The sequence below is a fragment of the Sphingomonas panacis genome (assembly GCF_001717955.1).
Lineage (GTDB): Bacteria > Pseudomonadota > Alphaproteobacteria > Sphingomonadales > Sphingomonadaceae > Sphingomonas > Sphingomonas panacis.
In genome coordinates this window covers 3,312,569-3,338,875 of record NZ_CP014168.1, presented here as the reverse complement: position 1 = coordinate 3,338,875, position 26,307 = coordinate 3,312,569, and the positions used below count along the sequence as shown (strand labels likewise).

General features: G+C 67.9%; 24 protein-coding genes, 1 pseudogene and 1 riboswitch. Of the genes and pseudogenes, 21 read left to right on the top strand and 4 right to left on the bottom strand.

Annotated elements, in window-relative coordinates:
* Nucleotides 1-122 precede the first annotated feature (122 nt).
* Nucleotides 123-2,906: an ATP-binding protein gene (locus J0A91_RS15210; RefSeq protein ID WP_069205615.1), complete on the top strand. Its 2,784-nt coding sequence runs from the start codon at nucleotides 123-125 to the stop codon at nucleotides 2,904-2,906.
* A gap of 291 nt (nucleotides 2,907-3,197) precedes the next feature.
* On the opposite strand, the gene J0A91_RS24860 is transcribed toward J0A91_RS15210, so the two are convergent.
* Complete coding sequence (locus tag J0A91_RS24860; RefSeq protein ID WP_240502295.1) at nucleotides 3,198-3,356, bottom strand: hypothetical protein; 159 nt, start codon at nucleotides 3,354-3,356, stop codon at nucleotides 3,198-3,200.
* A 115-nt stretch (nucleotides 3,357-3,471) separates the two neighbouring features.
* Nucleotides 3,472-3,741: pseudogene (locus J0A91_RS24855) on the bottom strand (redoxin domain-containing protein); the annotation flags it as partial.
* Nucleotides 3,742-3,833: 92 nt separating this feature from the next.
* On the opposite strand from J0A91_RS24855, the gene J0A91_RS15200 reads away from it, so the two are divergent.
* From J0A91_RS15200 to J0A91_RS15180, 5 genes are all read left to right on the top strand, one after another.
* Nucleotides 3,834-4,139 carry a hypothetical protein gene (locus J0A91_RS15200; RefSeq protein ID WP_083224692.1) on the top strand — a complete coding sequence of 102 codons (306 nt, stop codon included), beginning with the start codon at nucleotides 3,834-3,836 and terminating at the stop codon, nucleotides 4,137-4,139.
* A 25-nt stretch (nucleotides 4,140-4,164) separates the two neighbouring features.
* Complete coding sequence (locus tag J0A91_RS15195) at nucleotides 4,165-4,788, top strand: general stress protein (RefSeq protein WP_069205613.1); 624 nt, start codon at nucleotides 4,165-4,167, stop codon at nucleotides 4,786-4,788.
* 123 nt (nucleotides 4,789-4,911) lie between these two features.
* Entirely contained in the window at nucleotides 4,912-6,216 is a 1,305-nt protein-coding gene (locus J0A91_RS15190; RefSeq protein WP_069207376.1) for a M28 family metallopeptidase, read from the top strand.
* A gap of 84 nt (nucleotides 6,217-6,300) precedes the next feature.
* Nucleotides 6,301-7,617, top strand: coding sequence for an Nramp family divalent metal transporter (locus tag J0A91_RS15185; protein WP_069207375.1), 1,317 nt, complete (start codon nucleotides 6,301-6,303; stop codon nucleotides 7,615-7,617).
* A gap of 60 nt (nucleotides 7,618-7,677) precedes the next feature.
* Nucleotides 7,678-7,878 (top strand): hypothetical protein, encoded by a 201-nt coding sequence (locus tag J0A91_RS15180; RefSeq protein ID WP_069205612.1) that lies wholly within the window; start codon nucleotides 7,678-7,680, stop codon nucleotides 7,876-7,878.
* Nucleotides 7,879-7,909: 31 nt separating this feature from the next.
* On the opposite strand, the gene J0A91_RS15175 is transcribed toward J0A91_RS15180, so the two are convergent.
* Nucleotides 7,910-8,785 carry an aldo/keto reductase family oxidoreductase gene (locus J0A91_RS15175; RefSeq protein WP_069205611.1) on the bottom strand — a complete coding sequence of 292 codons (876 nt, stop codon included), beginning with the start codon at nucleotides 8,783-8,785 and terminating at the stop codon, nucleotides 7,910-7,912.
* A gap of 93 nt (nucleotides 8,786-8,878) precedes the next feature.
* On the opposite strand from J0A91_RS15175, the gene J0A91_RS15170 reads away from it, so the two are divergent.
* The 8 genes from J0A91_RS15170 (at nucleotide 8,879) to cobJ (ending at nucleotide 19,758) form a co-directional block, all read left to right on the top strand.
* Entirely contained in the window at nucleotides 8,879-9,784 is a 906-nt protein-coding gene (locus J0A91_RS15170) for a LysR family transcriptional regulator (protein WP_069205610.1), read from the top strand.
* Nucleotides 9,785-10,114: 330 nt separating this feature from the next.
* Nucleotides 10,115-11,800, top strand: a complete 1,686-nt coding sequence (locus J0A91_RS15165; protein WP_069205609.1) for a GH39 family glycosyl hydrolase — start codon at nucleotides 10,115-10,117, stop codon at nucleotides 11,798-11,800.
* A gap of 73 nt (nucleotides 11,801-11,873) precedes the next feature.
* Nucleotides 11,874-12,100, top strand: a riboswitch (cobalamin riboswitch).
* 170 nt (nucleotides 12,101-12,270) lie between these two features.
* A complete protein-coding gene (gene cobW, locus J0A91_RS15160) occupies nucleotides 12,271-13,308 on the top strand; it encodes a cobalamin biosynthesis protein CobW (protein ID WP_069205608.1) in 1,038 nt (345 codons plus the stop codon).
* A 7-nt stretch (nucleotides 13,309-13,315) separates the two neighbouring features.
* Nucleotides 13,316-16,585, top strand: a complete 3,270-nt coding sequence (gene cobN / locus J0A91_RS15155; protein WP_069205607.1) for a cobaltochelatase subunit CobN — start codon at nucleotides 13,316-13,318, stop codon at nucleotides 16,583-16,585.
* Nucleotides 16,582-17,667 carry a cobalamin biosynthesis protein CobG gene (locus J0A91_RS15150; RefSeq protein WP_069207374.1) on the top strand — a complete coding sequence of 362 codons (1,086 nt, stop codon included), beginning with the start codon at nucleotides 16,582-16,584 and terminating at the stop codon, nucleotides 17,665-17,667. The genes cobN and J0A91_RS15150 overlap by 4 nt, the downstream gene beginning before the upstream one ends.
* Entirely contained in the window at nucleotides 17,667-18,296 is a 630-nt protein-coding gene (locus J0A91_RS15145) for a precorrin-8X methylmutase (RefSeq protein WP_069205606.1), read from the top strand. The genes J0A91_RS15150 and J0A91_RS15145 overlap by 1 nt, the downstream gene beginning before the upstream one ends.
* Nucleotides 18,293-19,018, top strand: coding sequence for a precorrin-2 C(20)-methyltransferase (gene cobI, locus J0A91_RS15140; protein ID WP_069205605.1), 726 nt, complete (start codon nucleotides 18,293-18,295; stop codon nucleotides 19,016-19,018). The genes J0A91_RS15145 and cobI overlap by 4 nt, the downstream gene beginning before the upstream one ends.
* Nucleotides 19,015-19,758, top strand: a complete 744-nt coding sequence (gene cobJ / locus J0A91_RS15135) for a precorrin-3B C(17)-methyltransferase (protein WP_069205604.1) — start codon at nucleotides 19,015-19,017, stop codon at nucleotides 19,756-19,758. Before cobI ends, cobJ begins: the two co-directional genes overlap by 4 nt.
* On the opposite strand, the gene J0A91_RS15130 is transcribed toward cobJ, so the two are convergent.
* The gene (locus J0A91_RS15130) at nucleotides 19,734-20,483 is read right to left on the bottom strand and encodes a cobalt-precorrin-6A reductase (RefSeq protein ID WP_069205603.1); all 750 of its coding nucleotides are present in this window, start codon (nucleotides 20,481-20,483) and stop codon (nucleotides 19,734-19,736) included. The two genes, cobJ and J0A91_RS15130, sit on opposite strands and share 25 nt — an antisense overlap.
* Between J0A91_RS15130 and J0A91_RS15125 the strand changes: the two genes are divergently transcribed.
* Genes J0A91_RS15125 through bluB form a run of 7 tightly spaced genes read left to right on the top strand, consistent with a single transcriptional unit; the run spans nucleotide 20,482 to nucleotide 26,259 of the window.
* Nucleotides 20,482-21,684: a bifunctional cobalt-precorrin-7 (C(5))-methyltransferase/cobalt-precorrin-6B (C(15))-methyltransferase gene (locus tag J0A91_RS15125; RefSeq protein ID WP_069205602.1), complete on the top strand. Its 1,203-nt coding sequence runs from the start codon at nucleotides 20,482-20,484 to the stop codon at nucleotides 21,682-21,684. The two genes, J0A91_RS15130 and J0A91_RS15125, sit on opposite strands and share 2 nt — an antisense overlap.
* A complete protein-coding gene (locus J0A91_RS15120; protein ID WP_069205601.1) occupies nucleotides 21,681-22,046 on the top strand; it encodes a cobalamin biosynthesis protein in 366 nt (121 codons plus the stop codon). The genes J0A91_RS15125 and J0A91_RS15120 overlap by 4 nt, the downstream gene beginning before the upstream one ends.
* A complete protein-coding gene (gene cobM, locus J0A91_RS15115; protein WP_069205600.1) occupies nucleotides 22,043-22,828 on the top strand; it encodes a precorrin-4 C(11)-methyltransferase in 786 nt (261 codons plus the stop codon). The genes J0A91_RS15120 and cobM overlap by 4 nt, the downstream gene beginning before the upstream one ends.
* Entirely contained in the window at nucleotides 22,825-24,144 is a 1,320-nt protein-coding gene (locus J0A91_RS15110; RefSeq protein ID WP_069205599.1) for a cobyrinic acid a,c-diamide synthase CobB, read from the top strand. Before cobM ends, J0A91_RS15110 begins: the two co-directional genes overlap by 4 nt.
* Complete coding sequence (gene cobA / locus J0A91_RS15105; RefSeq protein ID WP_069205598.1) at nucleotides 24,141-24,863, top strand: uroporphyrinogen-III C-methyltransferase; 723 nt, start codon at nucleotides 24,141-24,143, stop codon at nucleotides 24,861-24,863. Before J0A91_RS15110 ends, cobA begins: the two co-directional genes overlap by 4 nt.
* Nucleotides 24,860-25,621, top strand: a complete 762-nt coding sequence (gene cobF, locus J0A91_RS15100; RefSeq protein ID WP_069205597.1) for a precorrin-6A synthase (deacetylating) — start codon at nucleotides 24,860-24,862, stop codon at nucleotides 25,619-25,621. The genes cobA and cobF overlap by 4 nt, the downstream gene beginning before the upstream one ends.
* Nucleotides 25,618-26,259 carry a 5,6-dimethylbenzimidazole synthase gene (gene bluB / locus J0A91_RS15095; protein ID WP_069205596.1) on the top strand — a complete coding sequence of 214 codons (642 nt, stop codon included), beginning with the start codon at nucleotides 25,618-25,620 and terminating at the stop codon, nucleotides 26,257-26,259. Before cobF ends, bluB begins: the two co-directional genes overlap by 4 nt.
* Nucleotides 26,260-26,307: the final 48 nt, after the last annotated feature.

Genomic DNA, 26,307 nt, shown 5'->3' with positions numbered 1-26,307 from the left:
CATAGAGGAACCGCCCGAAGGCCCCGACTAAACAGGTGCCAAACTCCGCTAATTCGCGCATAAGGGTAGCGCTAACGTGTCTGCGGGGGGACGTAAGTGGGTCGGCCAGACGACAGACGATCATGAACGATCGGCGTATCCGGTTCGGATCGTTCGAGCTTCGCCCTGAACGGGGGCATTTGCTGAGTGGCGGCGTCCGCGTCGGCCTGGGGTCGCGGGCGCTCGCGATCCTCGCACTCCTTGCCGAACGGGCCGGGGAGATCGTTTCGGTGCAGGAAATCGCCGATCGCGTCTGGCCGAACATTTTCGTGCAGGACAACAATTTGCGCGTTCACATCACCGCGATCCGCCGCGCGCTTCGCGCCGGGGCGGAGGACGACGCCGAGATCGTTAACGTGCCGGGCCGAGGCTATCGGCTCAGTGCCGACGTGACCATCGAGGCTGAAGGCGAGGACGCGGCCGAGGCGCCGATGTCGCCGGACATCCGCCCGCTTCCGCTCCCGGTGCCGATTCACCACTTGATCGGCCGCGAGACCTGCGTCGCCGAGGTGGTGGAAAGCATCGCGCGGCATCGGCTCGTCACGATCGTCGGTTCGGGCGGCATCGGCAAGACGAGTGTCGCGCTGGCTGCGCTAACGCAGCTTCGTGCCCGAACCGCCGTCTGCGTTGTCGATCTGACGAACTGCACGTCCCTTGCGCACGTGGCCACCGCCACCGCTGCGGCGCTCCAAAGCCCGATGGGCCAGGATACGATGCCCTCCGTGCTGGTGGAACGCCTGCGCGCGGCCGAACTCGTGCTGCTCATCGACAATTGCGAGCATCTGATCGACACCGCAGCCAGGGCCGCAGAGGTGCTGCTTCAATCCTGCCCGCGCGTGACGCTGCTGGCGACCAGCCGTGAACCGCTGCGGGTGCCCGGCGAAGTGCAGGTGCATCTCCAGCCCCTGCCCGTGCCCGTGCCCGTGCCCGCTGCGGCGGATGCGGTGGAGACGATCGCCAGCAACCCGTCGGTCGCGCTGTTCGTGGAGCGTGCAGCGGCAGCCGCTGGCGGGTTCCGGCTCGCCGAGGAGAATGCCCGGCAGGTCGCGGCGGTGTGCCGCTCGCTTGACGGGCTGCCGCTCGCGCTCGAACTGGCGGCAGCGGCGATGCCGATGGTGGGGCTGGAGGGGCTGTCCAGCGGACTGGCCGGGCGTCTGTCGCTCCTCGCTTTTGGCCGCCGCACGCTCGCGCGTCACGAGACGCTCGAAGCGATGCTGGACTGGAGCTTCGAACTGCTCACGCCCGACGAGCGCCTGGTGTTCGGCCGCCTCAGCCTGTTTCGCTCCACCTTCGATCTTGCCGCTGCCGTACAAGTCGCCGCGCCGGATGCGGCGGAGGATGCGCACGCGGCGAAGGCCGTCCTGCAACTGGCGGCCAAGTCGCTGCTCTTCATCGAGCCATCGCAACACGGCGTCGCCTATCGCCTGCTGGAGACGACCAAGGCCTATGCCCGATGCAAGCTGGATGGCTCCGGTCAGGCTGGAATCGCGGCGCGCCGGCATGCCGAATGGGTCGGGACGTTGCTGGATCGCGCCCAGGCCGATTGGCTGCGGATGGACCGCGCCACCTGGTGGGAGCGGTACGGCAACGCGATCGACGACGTGCGCGCGGCGCTGGTGTGGTCGCTGGGCGAGGCCGGGGACAAGCGGCTGGGCGTCCGCCTCATCCTTGCCTCTGCGCCGCTTTGGCTCGGCATGTCGCAATTCGCCGTATATCATCGCTGGCTGGAGCAGGCGATCGCCACGCTGGACGCGCTTGGCCAGCGGGGCGGGGCCGAGGAAATCCAGCTGCAAATCGGCCTGTGCGTGCTGTTGTTCAACGCCGACCGGCCGAGCGAACGGTTCGTGCGCGCGGCGACGCAGGTGCTGCGCATCGCCAAGAAGATCGGCGATCCCGTGGCCCGGGCGACCGCGCTGTGGATGCTGTCCGGTCAGCGGGGAATCATGGGCGATCATCCAGCGTCGCTCACGCTCGCGCAGCAGATGCTGGTGCCTGAAAGCACGGATGTTGATCGCGACCTGCAGCATTTCGCCCAACGGGTGATCGCTGGGATGACTTTCCGCGTGGGGCGCATGGAAGAATCGGCGGCGATCGGCGCCGAGTTGGTCGCCAGCAGCAGCGACCGCACCGCCTATGGCGCGGTGCTTCGGTACGATCATGCGACGATATTGCGGGGCAACCACAGTGTCACGCTGGCGGTGCAGGGCCGGCTGGAAAGCGCCCGGGCGACGATCATGGAAACGGTGATCGATGCCCGTCGGCTGCGCAATCCAAGTTCGTTCTGCTATCTGTTGAGCAGCGCGGCCTGTCCGGTCGCGCTGTGGCTGGGCGACGACGAACTGGCGTGGCACTATGCCGATCTGCTCGGCCGTGCGGCGGACGAAAACCGCTTCACCTACATGGTTGAACTCGCCGCGTGGTTTTCGCGGATCGCCGGTCTGCGCATGGGAAAGCCGCTACAGCCGCTCGCGCCGGATCGGATGCGCCCGCCCCTGCCGCATGACAAGGAAGTCTTCATCACCTGCTGCGCGGCACTGTGCGACACGGAAGCGACCGCGCGGACTGAAGCCTGCGCCCCGCACTGGGCGACCGCGGAGATCCTGCGGGCCGACGGCGAGAACAGGCTGCGATCCGGCGATGCGTCGGCTGGTCGAGCGCAGTTCCAGCGGGCGCTCGCGATCGCGGAGGCGCAGGGCGCCGGGCTCTGGGCCTTGCGGGCCGCGACATCGCTGGCCCACCTGATGCCGCCGGACGAGGCGGCGCACATCCTGATGCCCGCACTCGCGCGCATCGAAGGCGATGAACACTATCCGGACATACGCGCGGCGCGCGCCTTGCTGCACGAAAGTGAGCTTCACGTCCGTTAGACGCGAACGAGTGGCCCCCGGACGAAGCCATCTACGAAGTGTGACTCAACCCGCCGCACCGACTGCCTCAGTTCCGCGCCACCAAATCCCGTTCGGTCAGCACGTCCGCAGACCATGATCGCCCTGCATCGAACACTGCCAGCCTGGAGGGTCTTCGCGAACTTCGATCTCGCCGACCGACGTCTCGCCCTGAGCAAGCAGGGGTGGCGGTCAGCCGGAGGCGAGTATCGTGGCCTAGCGTGCGCAACACCTCGGCGACGGCTTTGAGGTTTGGATCGGGGAGCGTGTCGATCATCGCTCTATCCGCTCTGCGACCGTGATGTGCTGGGATGAAACCAGCGGATCACAAGCTTCGGCGAGTAGCGATGCCTGATCCTGGTGCGGCGGCAGCAGGACCGCGTCGCCGGGACGCCAGCCTTCCGGGGTTACGACATGATCTGCGTCGACGATGCACCCTCAACATTTCATCGACCGAGCGCCCGATCGTCGCCGGATAACAAATCATCGCGCGGATGATTCCGTCGGGATCGACGGAATAGGTCGATCGCATCGTCGCTGAATCACGCGAGCGATCGGACATCATACCATAAGCCCGTCCGATGATCAGCGAGGAATCTTCGATGATCGGAAAGCTCACCGTGACGCCGAACCCGTCGCGGATCGCGCGAATCCAGCCAAGATGTGAGTAGAGACCGTCGACAGAAACCGCGAGCAACGCGCAGTCGAGCGCTTCAAATCGGTCGCTCGCCTTACATAGGGCGACGAAGCCGCGCTGCGAAAGCGTTCTCGTAAAGCCGACGCGCGCAACGACCCTGCCGCCGATTTGATCCTTCATTCGGCGCCTACACCTATGAATATAGAGAAATAAATTCCGGGCCTTTCTCGATTCGGCGCGCGTTGAGCGTTTCTGATGAGGAGAGTAAAACGGTGAAAATCAAACTGATTGCGGCATTGGCTGCAACCATCCTTTCGGCCTCGGCCTATGCGCAGAGCGGGGGATATTTCCATAACCCGGCGATCAAGGATCCGCACGCGCGGACCACGACAGTGGCCGCGCGGGGCCGCAACTCCTTCACCGAGAGCCAGGCACGCGGCCGGATCATGAAGGCGGGATACAGCCGGGTGAGCGGTCTCGCCAAGAACCGCAATGGCGTCTGGCAGGGCAAGGCGATGCGCGGCAAGCGGATGGTTCGCGTCGCGCTCGACTACAAGGGCAATGTCACCGTTCATTGATCCCGCGTTTCCCAGGAGAATAATCATGTCGAAGACCATCACGCGCCTGTTCGATGACTATGCCGACGCCAAAACAGCGGTAACTCAGCTTGAATCCGCAGGCATTCCGCGCGACGACATCAGCGTTGTCGCTAACAACACCCACGGCGACCACGCTGCCGACGATCATGACGGCGTCAACGACCACGGCGACGTCACCCGTGGCGTGTCGACCGGTGCGGCACTCGGCGGTGCCGGCGGGTTGCTCGCCGGGCTCGGGCTGCTGGCGATTCCGGGTCTTGGCCCGATCGTCGCGGCGGGGTGGCTCGCGGCCACGGCCGTCGGCGCCGGTATCGGCGCGGCTGGCGGTGCGGCAACCGGCGGAATCGTCGGAGCACTCAAGAATGCAGGCCACAGCGACGAGGAAGCGAACGTCTATTCCGAGGGCGTTCGTCGCGGCGGCACCTTGGTCAGCGCGCGCGTCGATGATGCCGAAGTCGCGTCGGTCGAAGCGATTCTCGACGGAAACCGCTCGGTCACGGCCGATCGCCGGGGCGAAGCATATCGTCAGTCGGGCTGGACGCAGTTCAACCCCGACGCCGAAGCCTACACCGCCGATGAGATCGCGCGGGATCGTGCGGCGTATCGGACGCCGACTTCGACCTTCTAAGCATATCCGCTTACGATCATGGCCCGGCCGCGCAAGCGGCCGGGCTTCTTCGTATTTGCCAAAGTACGCGTCGCATTGCGCTTGGCGGTTGAAGGTTGCCGGCAATCGCGCCACGATCGGCGTATGCGCATCCCCCTCCCCCCGCTCCTTTTGGTCACGATGCTGTTCGCCTCGCCCGCGGCCGCCGAGGCGCCCGATCCCGCGCGCCTGAAGGCGACCGTTGAGAAACTGGTGAGCTTCGGCACTCGCCACACGCTTTCCGCGCCGGACGATCCCGCGCGCGGCATTGGTGCAGCCCGGCGCTGGGCGGGTGCGGAACTGACTCACCTTGCCGATGCGTGCGGCGGCTGCATCACCGTCGCCAATATCGCGCGCACCTTCACGGGGCCGCGCGCGCCGCAGGGGGTCGAGATCGTCGATGTGCTCGGCTTTCAGCAGGGCATCGAACCCAAGCGCGTCATCATTGTCGGCGCACATATCGACAGCCGCGTCACCGACGTGATGAACGCGACCGCCGATGCGCCCGGTGCGAACGACGACGGCTCGGGCGTCGCGCTCGTTATGGAGGCGGCGCGGATTCTCTCGAAGGAGAAATTCCGCGCGACGATCGTCTACGCGATCTTCTCGGGGGAGGAGCAAGGGTTGTGGGGCGGCCAGTTGCTCGCCGAAACGGCGAAGGCGAAGGACTGGACGGTCACCGCGATGCTCAACAACGATATCGTTGGCAACACGGTTGGCCAGAATGGCGTGCTGGTGGCTGATCGGGTGCGGGTGTTCTCCGAAGGCTTGCGCGCCGCCGACGATCTCCCCGCGCAACTCGCCCGGCGCGGGAACGGCGGCGAGGACGATTCGCCCTCGCGTAGCCTCGCCAAGGCGGTGCGCGGCATCGCCGGCACCCTGCCCGGCGGACTCGAAGTGTTCGTCGATCGCCGCCCCGACCGGCTCGGACGCGGCGGGGATCACGAACCTTTCCTCAAGCTCGGCTATCCCGCGATCCGCTTCACCGTCGGCGCGGAAAATTGGAACCAGCAGCATCAGGATCTCCGCACCGACAAAGGCGTTTCCTATGGCGACACGGTCGACAGAATGGACTTCGCCTATCTCGCCAAGGTGACGGCGATCAACGTCGCGACGATCCGCCGCCTCGCCGCCGCCCCGGCCGCACCGGCGGACGTGACGATCACCGGCGGCGGCAGTGACGACACCGCCGTCGCCTGGCAACCCGTCACGGGCGCGACCGGCTATCGCCTCCACTGGCGCCGCACCGATGCGCAGGATTGGCAACAGGCGCTCGACATACCCGCCGCCGAGACAACGCATGTCCTGAAGAACGTCATCGTGGATGACACTTTCTTCGGCGTCGGCGCGCTCGGCACGGACGGGGCGGAAAGCGTGGTGACGTTCGCGGGCCCGCCCGCACGGAAATAGGCCGCCTCGCTGATCGTTTCATCCGATCAGTCTCATTAGGCCAGATCAATGGTCGTGCAGCGCAGCGCTTGCTACGGGAACCGCATGTCCTACAAACTGCCCGACACTGCGACCGCGCCCTTCTGCCCATCCGAGACCCGCGGCGCGGTCGCCATTCCCGCCGGGTTGCCGCTGTGGCGCAAGCTGCTGCGCGCGACCGGACCGGGGCTGCTCGTCGCGGTCGGCTATATGGACCCAGGCAACTGGGCGACCGACATCGCGGCGGGGGCGCGTTTCGGCTACGATCTGCTCTTCGTCGTACTGCTCACCAGTCTCGCCGCGATCCTGCTGCAGTCGCTGGCAATGCGGCTCGGGCTAGTCGCCGGGCATGATCTCGCGCGGATGGCGCGCGAGCGCTACTCGCGCGGTGCCACGCTCGGGCTGTGGTTGCTCGCCGAACTGGCAATCGTCGCAACTGATGTGGCGGAGGTGCTCGGCAGCGCCCTCGCCTTCAACCTGCTGCTCGGCGTGCCGCTCTGGCTCGGCGTGTTGCTGACCGGGCTGGATACGATCGTCGTACTCGGGCTGAAGGGCAACGGCTTCCGTCAGGTCGAGGCGATCATCTTGGGGCTGGTGACGACGATCGCGGTGTGCTTCGCGGTGCAACTCGTCATCGCCGGGCCAAGCCTGTCGGGCATCCTGCACGGCGCGGTGCCCAAGCTCGCGGTGTTCGCCGATCCGCAGGCGATCTATCTCGCGGTCGGCATCCTCGGCGCGACCGTGATGCCGCACAACCTGTACTTGCACTCCTCGATCGTCCAGACGCGCGTGAGCGAACCCGGTGAAGCCGCGCTCAAGGAATCGCTGCGCTTCGCCACGATCGACATCGTCATCTCGCTGCTGCTCGCGACGTTGGTCAACGGCGCGATCCTGACGCTTGCGGCAGCGACCTTCCACGAGAGCGGCTATGCCCACGTCGCCGAGATCGAGGAGGCGTACCACCTACTCACGCCGCTCACCGGCGCGGCGGCGGCGGCGATCCTGTTCGGCATCGCCTTGTTCGCCTCGGGGCAGAGCGCCACCTTCACCGGCACGATCGCGGGTCAGGTGATCCTCGAAGGCTTCCTCGATCTGAAGATCCCGTGCTGGCAACGCCGCATCATCACACGTGGGCTGGCGCTGATGCCGGCGCTCGCGGGCGTGCTGTGGCTGGGTGACCACGCGGTCGGCAAGCTGCTGGTGCTGACTCAGGTGGTGCTGTCGCTGCAATTGCCGTTCGCGATCTATCCGCTGATCCGCTTCACCAGCAACAAGACCATCATGGGCGTACACGCGAGCGGCGCGGTGGTGCGCACCGTCGCCTGGGGTGTGTTCGCGGTGATCGTCGCCGCAAACCTGTGGCTGATCGTCCAGATGCTGTAAGTCGCGCGGAACATCGCGGACTTCGGGGCATTCCTTACCGACAACAACAGGAAAACACGCGTGACCGACCAGCCACCGCCCCGCAAAGCCGGAAAGGCCGCGATGATAGTCGTGGCCATCGTCGCCGTGCTGATCGTCGTGGTCTTCATCGGACTGAACGTATCGCACTACACGTCTTTGAAGAATCAGCAGCAGGGCCAGCCCGCACCCGATTCTGCAAAACACGGCCCCCAGGATCTCGGCACTGAAAATCAGCAGTAACGGAGGCTTCGACGCCCCCGCGCACGGACGATCAGGCGGCGACCGTCGCCAAGCTGTCGAGTTCGGCCACCACCGCTTCGGACAGATGGAGATCTGCCGCCGCGAGGTTTTCGCTCAGATGTGAAACGCTCGACGTGCCGGGGATCAGCAGCACGTTCGGCGCACGCGCGAGCAACCAGGCGAGCGCGATCTGCATCGGCGTCGCTCCAAGCCGCACGGCCAATGCCGCGAGCGTATCCGACTGGATCGGCGCGAAGCCGCCGAGCGGGAAGAACGGCACATAGGCAATGCCCTCGGCCGCAAGCGTATCGACCAGCGCATCGTCTTCGCGATGAACGAGATTATACTGGTTCTGCACGCACACCACGGGGGCGATCCGCTTCGCTTCGGCGACTTGAGCGGCGGTCGCGTTGCTAAGGCCGAGGTGGCGGATCAGCCCCTGCTCGCGCAAGCCCGCCAACGTCGAGAATTGCAGTTCGATCGGACCTTCGAGCGGGCCATGCACCGACCCCATCAGCCGCAGATTGACCACGTCGAGAACCTCAAGACCGAGGTTGCGCAGATTGTCATGCACCGCCTGCGTCAGTTCGGCCGGGCTTTGCGCCGGCAGCCACGAAGCGTCGTCGCCGCGAGCCGCGCCGACCTTGGTCACGATCGTCAGGTCGTCGCGATAGGGGTGCAACGCCTCGCGGATGATCTGATTGGTGACATGCGGGCCGTAGAAATCGCTGGTATCGATATGGTCGACACCCGCCTCGACAGCCGCACGCAGCACCGCAATCGCCGCGTTGCGGTCCTTCGGCTGGCCGAACACGCCCGGGCCGGCGAGTTGCATCGCTCCGTAACCCATGCGGTTGACGGTGCGGTCCCCCAGGCGGAACGTTCCGGATTTGGCAAGATCGATCATCACATATCTCCTCGTTGACACCGCAGATATGGACTTTGCTGGACCATACGATAAGCCGATCCAATTGGCACGGCCTGTACGGAAACTCGAACAATGGCGGCGGAACTCGACGATCTTTCCACGTTCGTAGCGATCGTTCGCGCCGGCGGCTTCCGCGATGCCGCGCGAACGTCGGGTGGCTCCGCCTCCGGCCTCAGCGAAGCGGTGCGGCGGCTCGAAGCACGGCTCGGCGTGCGGCTGCTCCATCGCACCACGCGCAGCATCGCGCCGACCGAAGCTGGTGCCCGGCTGTTCGAACGTCTCTCGCCGGCGCTCGCCGAAGTACGCGCAGCGCTCGATGTGGTGAACACCTTCAAGGATCGGCCAGCGGGTACACTGCGGCTCAACGTTCCCGCCAATGTCGCGCGTACCGTGCTGCCGGGAATCGTGCCGGCATTCCTCAAGGCCTATCCCGATATTCGCATGGAAGTGACGGTCGAGGACGGGTTCGTGGATATCCTCGCTTCGGACGCCGACGCCGGCATCCGCTACGAGGAGCGGCTGGAACAGGACATGATCGCGGTCCCGATCGGCCCGCGCACCCAACGCCTCATCACCGCCGCCGCGCCCGCCTATCTCGCCGCGCACGGCCGGCCGGAGCATCCGCAGGATCTGCTCGATCACGCCTGTATGCGCGGGCGCTTCTCGGGCGGTGCGACAGCGCTCTGGGAGTTCGAAAAGGCCGGCGAGATCGTGCGCGTCGATCCGGCCGGTCCGCTGCTGGCGCAACCCGGCCTCGCCTGCGACCTGCTTGTTGAAACCGCCGTCGCCGGACTGGGCATCATCCATCTGTTCGAGGACTGGCTCAAACCGCATATCGCCACTGGCGCTCTGGAGACGGTGCTCGACGATTGGTGCGAGCCGTTTTCCGGCCCGATCCTCTATTATTCGGGCCGCCGCTATCTGCCGACGCCGCTGCGCGCGTTTGTCGATTTCATCAGGGCGAATCCGTTCGGATAATTCCGCACTTCTCTTGAAGTCACAGCGACTTGCCCCATATTCCCAAGACTGTTCAACAACGGAAAGGAGGTGGTCGAATGTCTCATTGTTTCACGCCGCTGATGGCGAACCTGCCGAGCGCGACTCCCGCCCGCGGGGCTGTCCAGCTCTAAGGAGCAAGCCAGAAGTGGCTGACAATGGAAAGGCCGTCCTGAAAGGGGCGGCCTTTTATGTTGGTCTCTGCACCCAGACGCGCGACCGATGCGGCTATCCGGGTTTGTGTCGGTGCCATCCTGCTCTAAACACACGGCTTCGCAGCCGGCATCGCGGCGCGACGGGAGAGGATGAATCATGACGATCTGGAAAACGATCGCGACGACCTTGGCACTGGCAGGTGTCTCCTTCCCCGCGCTCGCGCAGGACGGCACATCGCGCCAGGTCTCCGTCACGATCGACGCCAGCCGCAGCATCGGCGCATTGCCGCCGACGTGGCGGTTCTTCGGTGCCGACGAGCCGAACTACGCGACGATGAAGGACGGCCGCAAACTGCTGGTCGAACTCGGCGCGCTGAAATCGGGCGATGTCTATTTCCGCGCGCACAATCTGCTGACCAGCGGTGACGGCACACCATCGTTCAAATGGGGCAGCACCAACGTCTACACCGACGACAAGGCCGGCAAGCCGGTCTACGACTGGACGATCGTCGATGGCATCATCGACAGCTACCGCGCACAAGGCATCCACCCTTATCTCCAGATCGGTTTCATGCCCGAGGCGCTGTCGAGCGCGCCGGCGGGCGTACCCTACCGACACGCCTGGAAGCCCGGCGTCGATTACGGGAAAATCGCGACCGGCTGGAGCTACCCGCCTAAGGATTACGCGAAATGGGGTGAGTTGGCCTATCAATGGACTCGCCACAACGTCGAACGCTACGGCCGCGCCGAAGTCGAGCGCTGGTTCTTCGAGGTGTGGAACGAACCCAATCTCGACTTCTATTGGCGCGGCACGCCGGAAGATTTCTACAAGATGCACGATTATGCGATCGCCGGGGTGCGCCGCGCGCTGCCGACCGCGCGCGTCGGCGGGCCCGACGTCGCGGGCGCGGGCGGCACCTTCATGGACGGCTTCCTCAAGCACGTCACCACCGGCAAGAACTACGCAACCGGACAGATCGGCACCCCGACCGACTTCCTCTCGTTCCACGCCAAGGGCAAGCCGAGCATCGTCGATGGCCATGTCCGCATGGGCATCGCTACGCACTTGATGGCAGCGGACGGCGGTTTCACCAAGGTGCTGTCGATTCCGGCGCTTGCCGCCAAGCCCGTCGTGATCGGCGAGAGTGATCCCGAAGGCTGCGCCGCATGCCCCGGACCCGAGAACGCCTATCGCAACGGCACGATGTACTCGAGCTACACCGCCGCCAGCTTCGCGCGGATCTGGGAGCTGGCCGCCAAGCGCAAGGTCAACCTCGCCGGCATCGTCTCCTGGTCGTTCGAATTCGAGGGCCAGCCGTGGTTCGCGGGATATCGCCAGCTTGCCACAAATGGCGTCGATCTGCCCGTGCTCAACGTCTTCCGCCTGTTCGCCAAGCTCGGCGAGACACGGCTGGCGAGCACCAGCAGCGCCCAAATCCCGCTCGAAAGCGTAATGGAGGACGGCGTGCGCGGCACCCCCGATGTCGGCACGCTCGCCACGCGCACCGCGGACGGCAGACTCGCCGTGCTGGTGTGGCATTATCACGACGACGATCTCGCCGGCCCCGACGCGCAGATCCACATCGCCCTGAACGGCTTGCGAAGCGCACCTGTCAAAGCGACGGTATGGCGTGTCGATCCCACCCACGCCAACGCCTTTGCGGCGTGGCGGGCAATGGGTTCGCCACAGTCACCCGACACCGGACAATACGCCGCGCTGGAAGCCGCATCGCGAATGCACCCGGAGACGGTAAGCATCGCGCGCGGCAAGGCCGGCACGGCGACGCTCGACATGCGCCTCGCCCGCCAAGGCGTCGCGCTGGTCCTGCTCGACGGGGCATGAGCCGGACCGGGCGGAAATCGAGAATTGGCAAGCCGTAACGCTTGCGTTAGATGCAACGCCGAGGCCCATGTCGGGTCTCGATGATCGCGCCGGTGCCCCGCGAGGGGCTTCAATGGGAATGCGGTGCGGGGTTCTCCCCAAATCCGCGGCTGTCCCTGCAACTGTGAGCGGTGAGCGACGGCATCAGGCTCTTTCGGGAGCAGCCACTGGATCGACGCATCTGCGGATGTGTCCTCTGGGAAGGCGATGCCGCAGCGTTGACCCGCAAGCCAGGAGACCTGCCGGCGATATGGTCGCTCTTGCTTCGGTCCAGGGGATGGTCGCGGCACGGTTCTCCGTCTGAGCGACGAGCCTGTGCGGCTGGGGCTGCATCGGTGCGTGGCACGGGCGGCTTTCGGCGCCCGTCCGTCGTCGCGCGCCGACCGATATTTCGGTCCCCGCCGGTCGTTGCTTGCGCCGCGGAGAAGAGCATGTCCGATCTGTCAAAGGTGCCCGTCACCATCGTCACCGGCTTTTTGGGCGCCGGCAAGACGACGCTCATCAGCCATTTGATCCGCGAATCCGGCGGGCGTCGGCTGGCGGTGGTCGTCAACGAGTTCGGTACCCTGGGCGTCGATGGCGATATCCTGAAGGGCTGCGCGATCCCCGATTGCCCGGCCGAGAATATCGTCGAACTCGCCAATGGCTGCATCTGCTGCACCGTCGCCGACGATTTCATCCCCACCGTGCAAACGCTGCTCGCGCTCGATCCCCGGCCCGACCATATCCTGATCGAAACGTCGGGCCTCGCGCTGCCCAAGCCGCTGCTGAAGGCGTTCGACTGGCCGGCGATCCGATCACGCATCACCGTCGATGGCGTGATCGCGCTGGCGGATGCCGAGGCGGTCGCGGCGGGGCGGTTCGCGCCGGACGTGACCGCGCTCGACGCGCAACGGGCCGCCGATCCGAGCATCGATCACGAAACGCCATTGTCCGAAGTGTTCGAGGATCAGCTCGCCTGCGCCGATATGGTGCTGCTGACCAAGTGCGATCTGGCCGGCCCCGACGGCGTCGCCGCCGCGCGCGCGGTGATCGCCGCCGAGACGCGCAAGCCGCTGCCGGTGGTCGAACTGATCGACGGCGTGATCGATCCACGCGTCGTGCTCGGCATCGGCGCGGCGGCGGAGGACGATATCGCCGCACGACCCTCGCACCATGACGGCGAGGACGAGCACGAGCATGATGATTTCGACAGCATCGTCGTGGATTTCGGCGAGATCGCCGCGCCGGCCGATCTGGCGGATCGCATCGAAGCGCTGGGACGGGGTGGCGACGTGTTGCGCGTGAAGGGCTACGCCGCCGTCGCGGGCAAGCCGATGCGGCTGCTGGTGCAGGCGGTCGGCGCGCGGGTACGCACGCATTACGACCGCCCCTGGCACGCGGATGAGCCGCGCCGCACCCGCCTGGTCGTGATCGCAGAGCGCGACCGGCTCGATCCGGCAGCGATCCGGGCCGTGCTGACGGTCTGATCCCCCGATGCACGTCATCTTCCGCGAAACGCATGGGCTGGAAGAGAGCGCCACGCCACGCGATCTGGGGCAGGATGCCGCCGATCTCGTGGTGCTGTCGTTCTCGGACAGCGACCTCGGCGCGTTCGCGGCGGGGTGGCGCGCGATAATGGCGGAGGTTGGTGATGGCGAGGCGCCAAGCCTGCGGCTCGCCAACCTCGCCGAACTGACGCACCCTTTGTCGGTCGATACCTATGTCGAACGCACGCTCGGGGCCGCCAAGGGCATATTGATCCGCCTGATCGGCGGCACGGCCTATTGGCCCTATGGCTTGCAACAGGTGGAGATGCTGGCGCGCCAGCGCGGCATCGCCCTGGCGGTCATTCCAGCGGACGGGCGACCGGACACAAGGCTCGACGCCGCATCGACGATGCCGGTCTCCACGCTGCGTCGGCTCGCGCAGCTTTGCGATATCGGCGGCGCGGCGGCGGCGCGGACCGCGCTCGCCCAGTTCGCGCTGGCGGCGGGTCTGTACGTCAAACCCGCACGCGGTGCGCGGGCCATCGCTGCGGTTGGCGGCTGGTCGCCGGATCAGGGCGTCGCCTGCCCCGCTGCGTTCGCGATAACGGCGCTGCGGTCGCGCGTCCTGATCGTCTTCTACCGATCGTACCTGACCGCGGCCGACCTCGATCCCATCATCGCGCTTCGCATGGCATTCGTCGCACGCGGGTATGATGTGCTCGCGGTGTTCGCGCCATCGTTGAAGGACGCCGAGGCAAGTGGCTGGCTGCGGCGCTGGGTGACGGCACTGGCGCCGGCCGCGATCGTCAACGCCACCGCCTTTTCCGCGCGCGACGAGAGCGGCACGACGCCACTCGACGGCGCGGGCGTGCCCGTGTTCCAGATCGCGCTCGCCACCTCGGATCGCGCCGCGTGGGTCGATGCACCGCGCGGCCTCTCCCCCGCCGATCTGGCGATGCACGTGGTGCTACCCGAGGTCGACGGCCGCCTCTTCGCGGGCGTGGCGAGTTTCAAAGGCGACGCGACGCGCGACCCCGACCTGCAATATGCGCGCCGCGAACATCGTGCCGATCCGGCGCGGATCGACGCTATCGCGGCGCGCGTCCACGGCTGGATCACGCTCGCGGCAAAGCCCGCCGCCGAGCGCCGCCTCGCCATCATCCTGTCGACCTATCCCGGCAAGGCACACCAGATGGCACACGCCGTCGGGCTGGACGCGTTCGCCTCGGCCGAGGCGATGCTGCACGATCTGGCGGAGGCGGGCTATGCGGTCTTGCCCGTCACCGACCTGCCCGAAGCGCTTGGATCGCAGTGGCTGGAATGGCCGATCGCCGACTATCGCACGGCACTCGCGCGCTTGCCGGCGGCGTTGCAGGCCGATCTGGCTTCCACATGGGGTGCGCCCGGGGATGATCCGGCTGTCCTGGGCAACGTATTCCGGTTCACCGCAATCGAAGCCGGCAACAGCATCGTCGCGCTTCAGCCCGAACGCGGCAGCCCGGCCGCGCGGACGGAGGACTATCACGATCTCTCGCGCTGCCCGCGCCACGCCTATGTCGCCTTTTATCTGTGGTTGCGCACGCGTGGCACCGATGCCGTGGTCCATGTCGGCGCGCACGGCACGCTCGAATGGCTGCCCGGCAAGGCCGTCGCGCTGTCGGGTGACTGCTGGCCCGAGGCGCTGACCGGAGCGATGCCGGTCATCTACCCGTTCATCGTCAACGATCCCGGTGAGGCCGCGCAAGCCAAGCGCCGCATCGGCGCGGTCACGATCGGCCACGTGCCCCCGCCGCTGGAGCGCACCGGCAACGGCGCCGGGCTAGGTCGGCTGGAAGCATTGCTCGACGAGTTTTCCGGCGCGGACGGGCTCGATCCACCGCGCCGCGCGCGCCTGCGCGGCGACATCCGCGATGAGGCGCGGTCGCTCGGGCTGGAAAGCGCGCTCGGCCTCGACACGGCCCGCTCAGACGCGGAGGCGATCACGCGGATCGACACGTTCGTCTGCGATGTGAAGGACAGCCAATTCGGCAACGGCCTTCATGTGTTCGGGCGCGGCGATCAGGGTGCTGCGGAACGCGCCGGGCTGCGCGCCGCGCTCGACGGACGGCGGGTGCCGCCGGGTCCGTCGGGGTCGCCGTGGCGCGGGCGGCGCGACGTGCTGCCCACCGGGCGCAACCTCTACACCACCGATCCGCGCGCGGTGCCGTCGCGATCGGCGCATATGCAGGGCATGCGCCTCGCCGACGAACTGGTCCGCCGCCATCTGCAGGATCAGGGCGACTATCCCAAGGCGTTGGTCGTCGACCTGTGGGGATCGGCGACGATGCGAACCGCAGGCGAAGAGTTCGCGATGGCGCTGCATCTGCTCGGCGCCGAACCGGTGTGGGATATGGGATCGGACCGCGTGACCGGGGTCGAGATCCTGCCGCTCGCGATGCTGGACCGACCTCGCATCGACGTGACGTTGCGCGTCTCGGGACTGTTCCGCGATGCTTTCCCGACGTTATGCGCGATGTTCGGTCAGGCGGTCCGCGCGATTGCCGCCCGCGACGAGCCAGCGGATCGCAACCCGTTCGTCGGCATGGCGCCCGCTCCGCGTGTCTATGGCCCCGCACCGGGCCGCTATGGTGTCGGCATGGGCGACACCGCCGACATCTACACACCCGAAGCGCGCCACAGCGCGGGCGAAGCGTGGCTCGCCGCTTCATCGCATGCGCTCGACAGCGCGACCGATCACGCGGATCCGGCCGGTCTGCGCGAGCGTATCGCCGCGGCCGACACGTTCCTCCATGTGCAGGATCTGCCCGAAACCGACCTGCTTCTCGCCGCCGACTATGCCGCGCACGAAGCGGGGTTCGCGGCCGCTCAGGCCGTAACCGGCGGCAGCGCCACCCTGTACCATCTCGACGCCACCAATCCCGATCGTCTGCGCGCCCGCCCGCTGACCGAAGAAATCGCGCGCGTGGTCCGGGCCCGCGCCGCGCATCCCGGTTGGGTCGCGGGCATGATGCGCCACGGCTTTCGCGGCGCGGCGGAGCTTGCCGCCACGCTCGATCACCTCGGCGCGTTCGCGCACCTCGCCGGTGCGGTGACGCCCGAATCGATCGATCTCTATTACGATGCGACGCTGGCGCGCGAGGATGTCCGCGCGTTCATGGCCGCCGCCAACCCGGCGGCGTTGGCGGCGATGCGAGCGCGGTTCGCGGCACTCCATGCGGCGGGCCTGTGGCCGACACGGCGCAACTCGATCCTCGCCGCGCTGGGCGGCACGGCATGATTCGCGGCTGGTGCCCGACCGCATGGCGACCGATGGCGGCGGGCGACGGCCTGCTGGTGCGCGTGCGCCCGCAGCTTGCACGGATGACGCGCGATCAAATGACGGGGTTGTGCGATGCCGCGCTCGCGTGGGGCAATGACCAGATCGACCTGACCAACCGCGCCAACCTGCAAATTCGCGGCGTTGGCGAACATGGCTGGGAGCCGCTGGTCGCGGCGCTGGTGGCGCTCGGCCTGGTCGATCCAGATCCGCAGCGCGAAGCCCGCCGCGCCATTCTCGTCGCGCCAGAATGGAGCGAAGGCGACGATACCCACCGGATCGCCACCGAGTTGGAGCGCCGCATCGCCGAGCTTCCCGATCTGCCCGGAAAGGTCGGTTTCGCGATCGATGCCGGCCCGGCGCGCGTGCTGCACGCCGATCCCGCCGATTTTCGGATCGAGCGCGGTGCCTGGGGCGATCTGATCCTGCGTGCGGACGGGCGCGAAATGGGGGCCGCGCTCGTACCCGGCGGAGAGGTCGATGCGCTGATCGCATTGGCCGAATGGTTCGTCGCCACCGGCGGCCACGACACGGGGCGGATGGCGCGACACCGCACGCCGCTGCCGCGCTGGGCTGACGGCGTTGATCGGCCCGCCCCGCCAAGGGCAACGCCAGCGCCGGGACGACACCCTTTCGGCGTGGCGCAGGGTCTGCCGTTCGGACGGATCGACGCCGGAACCTTCCGCACCTCGGGCGCCGACGCGATCCGCACGACGCCTTGGCGGATCGTGCTTCTCGAAGGTGCCACGCACGTGCCCGCCACCAGCACGCTCCTCCACACCGATGCCTGCGTCGGCGCGCCCGCCTGTCCGCAGGCGAGCGTCGAGACGCGCGATCTCGCGAAACGCCTCGCGCCGGCGATCGCTGGCCGTCTGCACGTTTCGGGATGTGCGAAGGGATGCGCCCGCGCGGGCGCCGCCGATGTGGTCCTGACCGGGCGGGCCGGACGCTATGATCTCGCCTTCGATGCCCGCGCCGGCGCCGCACCCGCGCAAGCCGGGCTGAGCGCCTCCCAACTCCTCGCCTATTTCGGAACATCCTGATGCCGCACGCTTATGAAACCGATGGCGCGGCGATCTACCGCCAGTCTTTCGCCACCATCCGCGCCGAGGCGGCCCTGTCGCGCTTCAGCGCGGAGGAGGAGCCGGTCGCGGTACGGATGATCCACGCCGCCGGACTGGTCGATCTCGCCGCGCACATCCGCTTCTCGCCCGGCTTCGCCACCGCCGCGCGCGCCGCGCTGGAGCAGGGCGCGCCGATCCTGTGCGATGCGCGCATGGTCACCGAAGGGATCACGCGTGCGCGCCTCCCCGCCGACAACCCGGTGATCTGCACGCTCCACGCGCCCCAGACGCCGGACCTCGCGCGCGCGATGAACACCACGCGTTCCGCCGCCGCGCTGGAATTGTGGGGCCCGCATCTCGCCGGCGCCTTGGTCGCGATCGGCAATGCGCCGACGGCCTTGTTCCACCTGCTCAACATGCTCGAAGACCCGGCGTGCCCGCGCCCGGCGGCGATCATCGGTTGCCCGGTCGGTTTCGTCGGCGCAGTCGAATCCAAGGCAGCTTTGTGGGCCGAACAGCCCGTCCCGTGCGGGATCGTCGAAGGGCGGATGGGCGGCAGCGCGATCACCGTGGCGGCGATCAATGCGCTCGCGAGCCGCGCCGAATGACGCCCGGCGTCATCCACGGCGTCGGCCTCGGCCCCGGCGCGCAGGATCTTATGAGCGTGCGCGCCGACCGGCTGGTGCGTGGCGCTCGCCATATCGCCTTCTTCCGCAAGGCGGGTCGGTCCGGGCAGGCACGGCGGATCGTCGATGGCATGCTCCGCACCGACGCGACCGAGTTCGCGATGGAATATCCCGTCACCACCGAGATCGCGACTTCGGACCCGCGTTACAACGCCCAACTCAGCGGCTTCTACGCCGATTGCGCCCGCCACCTGATCACGCTGGCGCGCGGCGGTGAAGACGTGGTGGTATTGTGCGAGGGCGACCCGTTCTTCTACGGATCGTTCATGCACCTCCACAGCCGGCTGACCGGGATCGTGCCGGTACAGGTTGTGCCGGGCATGACCGGCATGTCGGGCGCCTGGACCGCCACCGACACGCCGATCACCTGGGGCGACGACGTGCTGACCGTGCTGACCGCGACCTTGCCCGAAGCCGACCTCATCCGCCGCATCCGCGATACCGACGCTTTGGTGGTGATGAAGATCGGTCGTCATCTCGACAAACTGCGCCGCGCGGTTTGCGAAGCCGGCCGCGCGGCGGACGCGTGGCTGGTCGAACATGCCGCGATGCCCGACCAGCGCGTCACCCGCCTTGCCGATGCGGATAGTATCGCGCCCTATTTCTCGATCCTGCTCATCCACGGCCAGGGGCGGCGGCCGTGACCGGCTGGCTCGCCATCGCCGGCCTCGGCCCCGGCGACGCGGCGCTGGTCACGCCCGAAGTCACCGCCGCGCTCGCCGAAGCGACCGATGTGATCGGCTACATTCCCTATGTCGCGCGCGTGGCGCCCCGCGCGGGGCTGACGCTGCATCCGTCCGACAACCGCGTCGAGCTAGATCGCGCCCGCCACGCGCTCGAACTGGCGGTGGCTGGGCGCCGGGTCGTGGTCGTGTCATCGGGCGATCCGGGCGTGTTCGCGATGGCTGCGGCGGTGTTCGAAGCCGTCGAGCATGGCCCGCCCGAATGGCGAACGCTCGATATCCGCGTGCTGCCCGGCATCTCGGCGATGTTCGCCGCCGCCGCGCGTGCCGGGGCACCACTCGGCCATGATTTCTGCGCGATCAACCTTTCGGACAATCTCAAGCCGCAAGCGGTGATCGACCGGCGCATTCGGCTCGCGGCCGAAGCGGATTTCGCGATTGCCTGCTACAATCCACGATCCAAGGCGCGGCCGGATGGGTTGACGGCGGCGTTCGCGATTGTGCGAGCGGTGTGCGCGGACGATCGCCCGGTGCTGTTCGCCCGCGCGGTCTCGACGCCCGAGGAACATCTGCGGGTGGTGCCGTTGCCCGAGGCGCGCGCTGAAATGGCGGACATGCGAACGGTCGTCATCATCGGCTCAAGCCAGACGCGCGTGATCGCGGGAACGCGCTTCCTCTACACGCCCCGGTCGGCTGCATGATCGATCCAGCGCAGCACGTCGGCGACGTCATGGACTTCCGTTCGCTGGGGCAGGTTCGGACGGTCGATCATCAGGACGGGCAGCCCCAACACGCGCGCGGCGGTCAGCTTGGCCTCGGCACCACGTCCGCCGGCATTCTTGCAGACGACCAGATCGATCGCCTGTGCGCGCAGCAGCGCTGTGTCGGCTTCCACGGTGAAGGGACCGCGATCGATGACGATGTGGTGGTGCGGCAAAGAGATGTTTTCCCCCGGCGCATCGACGAAGCGCAGCAGATAGTGGTGCTGCGGCTGAGCGGTGAAGGCATCGACATGCATCCGCCCCAGCGCCAGCATCACCCGCCGCGGCGGGCCGGTGAGCGCGGCGACGGCACCGGCGACGTCAGGAACCCGCTGCCAGCGATCACCCGCCTGCGGGTTCCACGCGGGGCGGGTCAGCGCGAGATGCGCGACGCCGATTTGCGCGGCGGCGGCGACCGCGTTGGCGCTTATCTGTGCGGCGAACGGGTGCGTGGCATCCACCAGATGCGTGACATTGGCGTCGCGCAGATAGGCTATGAGGCCTTCGACCCCGCCGAAGCCGCCAATCCGAACCGGCACTGGCTGCGGCTTCGGGTTCGCGACCCGGCCCGCATAGCTCAGCGTGGCGGCAAGCGCGCGCTCCGCCAGCGCGGCGGCGAGCGCGCTGGCTTCGGTGGTGCCGCCGAGGATCAGGATGTGCGGCATGGCTGAGCGGAATCCGTGGCTGACGATCGTCGGGATCGGCGAGGATGGACCGGCGGGCCTCTCCGCCGCAAGCCATGACGCGATCGCGCGCGCCGATTGGGTGACGGGTGCGGCGCGCCACCTCGCGCTCTTGCCCGATCTGCCCGCCGCCGCAACACCCTGGCCGGTCCCGTTCGCGGACGGTATCGCACCGCTGCTCGCGCGGCGCGGCAGTCATGTGGTGATGCTGGTGTCGGGCGATCCGTTCTGGTTCGGTGCGGGATCGGTGGTGACGCGCCACCTCTCCCCCGACGAATGGGTGGCCCACCCTGCCCCGTCCACCTTCACGCTGGCCGCCGCCCGGCTCGGCTGGGTGATCGAGGGGACCGTTTGCCTCGGGCTTCATGCCGCGCCATTCGAACGGTTGCGGCGGCATCTGGCTCCGTCAGTACGCGCGATCGTGCTGGTGCGCGACGGCGCGGCGGTCGCAGCGCTGGCGCGCTATCTGGTGGATTGCGGGTTCGCTGAGAGCGCGCTCTGGGTGCTGGAAGCGCTCGGCGGCCCTCGCGAGCGCATTCGCGAGACAGACGCCGCATCATGCGACTTCGCCGATATCCTCCACCCCGTCGCCGTCGCGCTTGAGGTGTCGGGTGGCGGCCCGGCGCTGACCACCGCATCCGGCCTAGCGGACGACTGGTTCGCGCACGACGGTCAGATCACCAAACGCCCAGTCCGCGCGCTGACGCTGTCCGCGCTGGCACCCCGCCCGGGCGAGCTGCTGTGGGATATCGGCGCCGGCTCAGGGTCGGTCGCGATCGAATGGCTGCTCGCCCATCCCGCGACGCAGGCGCTGGCCTTCGAAGCCGACCCGACGCGGACGGAGCGTGCGCGCGACAATGCCGCCGCACTCGGCGTCGACCGGCTGCGCGTGGTCGAGGGGCGCGTGCCCGCCGTGCTTGAGGGCCAGCCATTGCCCAATGCCGTTTTCATCGGCGGTGGGTTGTCGGACGCACTGCTGGAGTGGCTGGGTACGACCCTGCCACGCGGCACCCGGCTGGTCGCCAACGCGGTAACGCTCGAGTCCGAAGCGGTGCTGGCGCGCTGGCACAATGACCGGGGCGGGAACCTGCTGCGCATAGAGCTCGCCGATGCGGCGCCGATCGGAACGCGGCGCGGCTGGCGGTCGCATTATCCGATCGTGCAGTGGAGCGTAACGCTGTGATCGTCGCTGGTTTCGGTTACCGCACCGGAGCGAACGCGGCATCGTTGCGCGCGGCGCTCGCGCTGGCGCAGGCTGGCCATCCGCCCGTCACCACACTCGCCGCGCTGGCCGACAAGGCCGCGCTGCTGGCGCCTCTCGCCGATGCGCTCAAGCTGAAGCTGATCGCGGTGCCACAGACCGCGTTGCAAGCAGTCGAGACGCCCACCCGCTCCTCCGCCAGTCTTGCCGCGCGCGGCACTGGTAGCGTCGCCGAAGCCGCCGCGCTCGCGGCTGTGGGCGAAGGCGCGCGCCTAATCGCACCGCGCCACATCTCGCCGGATCGCCTTGCGACCTGCGCCATCGCCCAAGGATATCGTACATGACCGTGCATTTCATCGGCGCCGGCCCGGGCGCGCCCGACCTGCTCACGCTGCGCGGTCGCGACCGGATCGCGGCATCGCCCGTCTGCCTTTATGCCGGGTCGCTTGTGCCGCCCGCGCTGCTCGATCACTGCCCGCCGGGCGCGCGGATCGTGAACACCGCCCCCCTGTCGCTCGACGCGATCCTCGCCGAGATCGTCGCTGCGCACGCGCGGGGGCATGACATCGCCCGGCTCCATTCGGGTGATCTCTCGATCTGGTCGGCGATGGGCGAGCAGCTTCGCCGCCTCCGCGCGCTCGGCATCCCTTTCACCATCACCCCCGGCGTCCCGGCCTTCGCCGCAGCCGCCGCCGCGCTGGAGGCCGAACTGACGCTGCCGGGGCTCACCCAATCGGTCGTGCTAACGCGCACGCCAGGGCGCGCGAGCACGATGCCGCCGGCGGAGACCCTCACCGCCTTCGCCGCAACCGGTGCGACGCTGGCGATCCATTTGTCGATCCACGCGCTGAATAGCGTGGTCACCGATCTGACCCCGGCTTACGGAAGCGATTGCCCGGTCGCGATCGTCTGGCGGGCGAGTTGGCCCGACGAGCGGATCGTGCGCGCCACCTTGTCAACCATCGCGGAGGCGGCGGCGGGTGGTCCCGAGCGGACCGCGCTGATCCTCGTCGGGCCGGTGCTCGCGCCTTCGGATTTCGCCGAGAGCAGCCTGTACGCTCCCGAGTATGACCGCCGCTTCCGGCCGCAATCAGCCACGTCGCGCTTCGCCGGAACCGGCGAATGACCCCCGGATTGATGCCAGGATTGATGATCGCCGCGCCGGCCTCCGGCACCGGCAAGACCACCGTGATGCTCGGGTTGCTGCGCGCGTTGCGGGACGATGGTTTGACCGTCCAGCCGTTCAAGAGCGGTCCCGACTATATCGATCCCGCCTTCCACCGCGCGGCGAGCGGGCGGCAATCGTTCAATCTCGATAGCTGGGCGATGCCTGACGCGATGCTGCACAGCCTCGTCGCTCAAGGAAGCGATGCCGATTTCGTCCTGGCCGAAGGATCGATGGGGCTGTTCGATGGCGTCGCCACGCCCGGCGCGGCCGGTAACGGCGCCAGTGCCGATGTCGCGAAACGCATGGGCTGGCCGGTGGTGCTCGTCATCGACGTATCGGGGCAGGCACAGTCCGCCGCCGCAACGGCTCTCGGCTTCGCGCGATACGATCCCGATCTGACGGTCGCGGGCGTGATCCTCAATCGGGTCGCGAGTCCGCGCCACGAACGGCTCGCGCGAAGCGGCATGGCGGCGGCCGGCATCCGCGTGTTCGGTGCGCTGCCCCGCCGGCTCGATCTCAAGCTGCCCGAACGGCATCTCGGGCTGGTGCAGGCGGCGGAGCATCGCGATCTCGATGCGCGTATCGCCGAATACGCGGCATTCCTGCGTGAGCATGTCGATCTCGCTGCCCTGCGCCTCGCCGCCGCCGCCAGACCGCGAGACACCGCCGAACCGTGGCGGTTTGCGCTACCCGCGCAACGCATCGCGCTGGCGCAGGATGCCGCTTTCTCCTTCACCTATCCGCACATGCTCGACGCGTGGCGGCGTGGCGGCGCCGAGATTCTGCCCTTCTCGCCACTGGCCGATGAAGCGCCCGATGCGGCCGCCGATCTCGTCTGGTTGCCGGGTGGCTATCCCGAGCTTCATGCCGGGCGGCTCGCCGCAGCGGCGAATTTTCACGCCGGTCTTGCCAGGCATGCGCAAACCCGCCCCGTTCACGGCGAGTGCGGCGGCTATATGGCGCTGGGGGAGGCGCTGATCGATGCCGATGGCACGCGGCACCGCATGGCCGGACTGCTCGGCCTCGTCACCAGCTATGCGCAGCGGCGGATGCACCTCGGCTATCGCCGCGCGACTCTGCGCGCGCCGATGGCGGGCGTCGGCGAAGGCACTCGCCTGCGCGGACACGAGTTTCATTACTCGACGATCCTCGAACAGCCCGATGCGCCGCTCGCGTCCGTCACCGATGCCGACGGGAATGCCATTGCCGAGACCGGATCGTACCGTGGGCGGGTGTCGGGGACGTTCTTCCACCTGATCGCGCCTGCGCAATGAGCGGGTTCGTCTCCTTCGTCGGATCGGGGCCGGGCGATCCCGAGCTGCTGACGCTGAAGGCGGTGGACCGGCTGAACACCGCCGACGTCGTGCTGTTCGACGATCTCTCGTCGGGGCCGTTGCTCAGCCATGTTCGGCCCGGCGCGGACCTCGTCGCGGTCGGCAAGCGCGCCGGGCGAGCCTCTCCAACGCAGGCGCATGTATCCCGGCTGCTGGTCGATCATGCCATCGCCGGCGCGCGTGTGGTGCGGCTCAAATCGGGCGATCCCGCGATCTTCGGGCGGCTGGAAGAGGAAATCCTCGCGCTGCGTGCCGCGCACATCGCGTTCGAGATCGTCCCCGGCGTCACCTCCGCGTCGGCGGCGGCCGCAGCGGCAGCGATCCCGCTGACGCGGCGGCTGAACGCGCGGCGCGTGCAATTCGTGACCGGCCATGACGTGACCGGCGGCCTGCCCAATCTCAACATGGCCGCGCTTGCAGATCCCGATGCGACGACAGTGGTGTTCATGCCGAAACGCACCTTCGCCGAACTGGTGGCGCGGCTGGTCGATCACGGCCTTGCGCCGGAGACGCCGGCGTTGCTGGCGGAGAATGTCGGAAATCCGGGCCAGCGCCTCGTGCGATCGACCATCGCCGCTTTGGCGCAAACCCTGAGCGCGGAGATCGGCACCGCTCCGGCGCTGATCCTCTATGGCCCATTGATGGACGAAGAGACGTGATCGACCTCCACCTGATCGGCATCGGCACCGGCAACCCCGATCACCTCACCCGTCAGGCCGAAGCGGCGATGAACGCGGCCGATCTGATCCTGCTCCCGCGCAAGGGCGACGCCAAATCGGACCTGATCGACCTGCGCCGCACGCTCTGCGCCACGGTGCTGACCCGGCCGGTGCGCGTCGTCGAATTCGATCTGCCCGTTCGCGCCGACGGCGGCGACTATCTCGCCGCCGTCGGCGACTGGCACGATGCGATCGCCGCGACGTGGACGGCGCAGATCGCCCGGCATCTGCCGCACGGCGGGCGGCTGGCACTGCTCGTCTGGGGCGATCCGTCGCTGTACGACAGCACGCTCAGAATCGCGGAGCGATTGCAGACGGGCGGCATGGCGATGCGCGTCCACATCGCCCCCGGTATCGCCAGCCTGCAGGCGCTCACCGCCGCGCATGCGATCCCGCTCAATACGCTCGGCGCCCCCGTCGTCGTCACCACCGGTCGCCGGTTGCGCGACGATGGATGGCCCCAAAGTGCGGACACCGTCGCGGTGATGCTGGACGGGGCGTGCGCCTTCACCACGCTCGACCCGGAAGGGGTGTCGATCTGGTGGGGCGCGTATCTCGGCATGGCGCAGCAGGCGCTGGCCGCAGGTCCGCTCGGGGTGACTGCCCCGGAGATCGTGATCCGTCGCGCGGCGCTGCGCGCCGAACATGGCTGGATCATGGACACATATCTGCTCCGCCGTAAGCGGCAGGTCGCATGACCGAACCCGCGTTCGATGCCGGTTTCCTCGCACGATTCGATGAGTTGCTCCGCTGGCGGCGCGATGTGCGGCACTTTCAAACCACACCGATACCCGAAACCGACATGCGCCACCTCCTCGCCACGGCGGCGCTGGCGCCATCGGTCGGCAACGCGCAGCCGTGGCGTTTCGTCCGTATCCGATCGGATGGCTTGCGCGCGCGGCTCGCCGATCATGTCGATGCCGCCAGCCGGGACGCAGCGGGCGCACTCGCCGACGAAGCGCTGCGCGAGCATTACGGCACGCTGAAACTCCACGGTCTGCGCGAGGCGCCCGAACTGCTGGCGGTGTTCTGCGACGACGAGCCGGCGGCAGGGCATGGCCTCGGCCGCGCGACGATGGCCGAGACACTGCGCTATTCCACCGTCACCGCGATCCACACGCTTTGGCTGGCCGCCACCGCGCGTGGGCTTGGGCTGGGCTGGGTCTCGATCCTCGATCCCGAGGCGGTGGCCCCGATGCTCGATGTGCCGCCACGCTGGTCCTTCGTCGCGTTGCTGTGCATCGGCACGCCGCTCGCTCCCTCCGACATCCCCGAACTCGAACGGCGCGGCTGGCAGGCGCGTGAGCCGCTGGCCGACCGGCTATACGAACGCTGAGCCGCTGCTTGCACGCCCCCGATCGTTTCGGTACGAGATGGATTGAGG

What these genes read in the sequence shown, in the direction of transcription:
- J0A91_RS15210 (WP_069205615.1), top strand. Translation starts at nt 123, where the DNA reads ATGAACGATCGGCGTATCCGGTTCGGATCGTTCGAGCTTCGCCCTGAA.
- J0A91_RS15195 (WP_069205613.1), top strand. Translation starts at nt 4,165, where the DNA reads ATGTCGAAGACCATCACGCGCCTGTTCGATGACTATGCCGACGCCAAA.
- J0A91_RS15190 (WP_069207376.1), top strand. Translation starts at nt 4,912, where the DNA reads ATGCGCATCCCCCTCCCCCCGCTCCTTTTGGTCACGATGCTGTTCGCC.
- J0A91_RS15185 (WP_069207375.1), top strand. Translation starts at nt 6,301, where the DNA reads ATGTCCTACAAACTGCCCGACACTGCGACCGCGCCCTTCTGCCCATCC.
- J0A91_RS15175 (WP_069205611.1), bottom strand. Translation starts at nt 8,785, where the DNA reads ATGATCGATCTTGCCAAATCCGGAACGTTCCGCCTGGGGGACCGCACC.
- J0A91_RS15170 (WP_069205610.1), top strand. Translation starts at nt 8,879, where the DNA reads ATGGCGGCGGAACTCGACGATCTTTCCACGTTCGTAGCGATCGTTCGC.
- J0A91_RS15165 (WP_069205609.1), top strand. Translation starts at nt 10,115, where the DNA reads ATGACGATCTGGAAAACGATCGCGACGACCTTGGCACTGGCAGGTGTC.
- cobW (WP_069205608.1), top strand. Translation starts at nt 12,271, where the DNA reads ATGTCCGATCTGTCAAAGGTGCCCGTCACCATCGTCACCGGCTTTTTG.
- cobN (WP_069205607.1), top strand. Translation starts at nt 13,316, where the DNA reads ATGCACGTCATCTTCCGCGAAACGCATGGGCTGGAAGAGAGCGCCACG.
- J0A91_RS15150 (WP_069207374.1), top strand. Translation starts at nt 16,582, where the DNA reads ATGATTCGCGGCTGGTGCCCGACCGCATGGCGACCGATGGCGGCGGGC.
- J0A91_RS15145 (WP_069205606.1), top strand. Translation starts at nt 17,667, where the DNA reads ATGCCGCACGCTTATGAAACCGATGGCGCGGCGATCTACCGCCAGTCT.
- cobI (WP_069205605.1), top strand. Translation starts at nt 18,293, where the DNA reads ATGACGCCCGGCGTCATCCACGGCGTCGGCCTCGGCCCCGGCGCGCAG.
- J0A91_RS15125 (WP_069205602.1), top strand. Translation starts at nt 20,482, where the DNA reads ATGGCTGAGCGGAATCCGTGGCTGACGATCGTCGGGATCGGCGAGGAT.
- J0A91_RS15130 (WP_069205603.1), bottom strand. Translation starts at nt 20,483, where the DNA reads ATGCCGCACATCCTGATCCTCGGCGGCACCACCGAAGCCAGCGCGCTC.
- cobM (WP_069205600.1), top strand. Translation starts at nt 22,043, where the DNA reads ATGACCGTGCATTTCATCGGCGCCGGCCCGGGCGCGCCCGACCTGCTC.
- J0A91_RS15110 (WP_069205599.1), top strand. Translation starts at nt 22,825, where the DNA reads ATGACCCCCGGATTGATGCCAGGATTGATGATCGCCGCGCCGGCCTCC.
- cobA (WP_069205598.1), top strand. Translation starts at nt 24,141, where the DNA reads ATGAGCGGGTTCGTCTCCTTCGTCGGATCGGGGCCGGGCGATCCCGAG.
- bluB (WP_069205596.1), top strand. Translation starts at nt 25,618, where the DNA reads ATGACCGAACCCGCGTTCGATGCCGGTTTCCTCGCACGATTCGATGAG.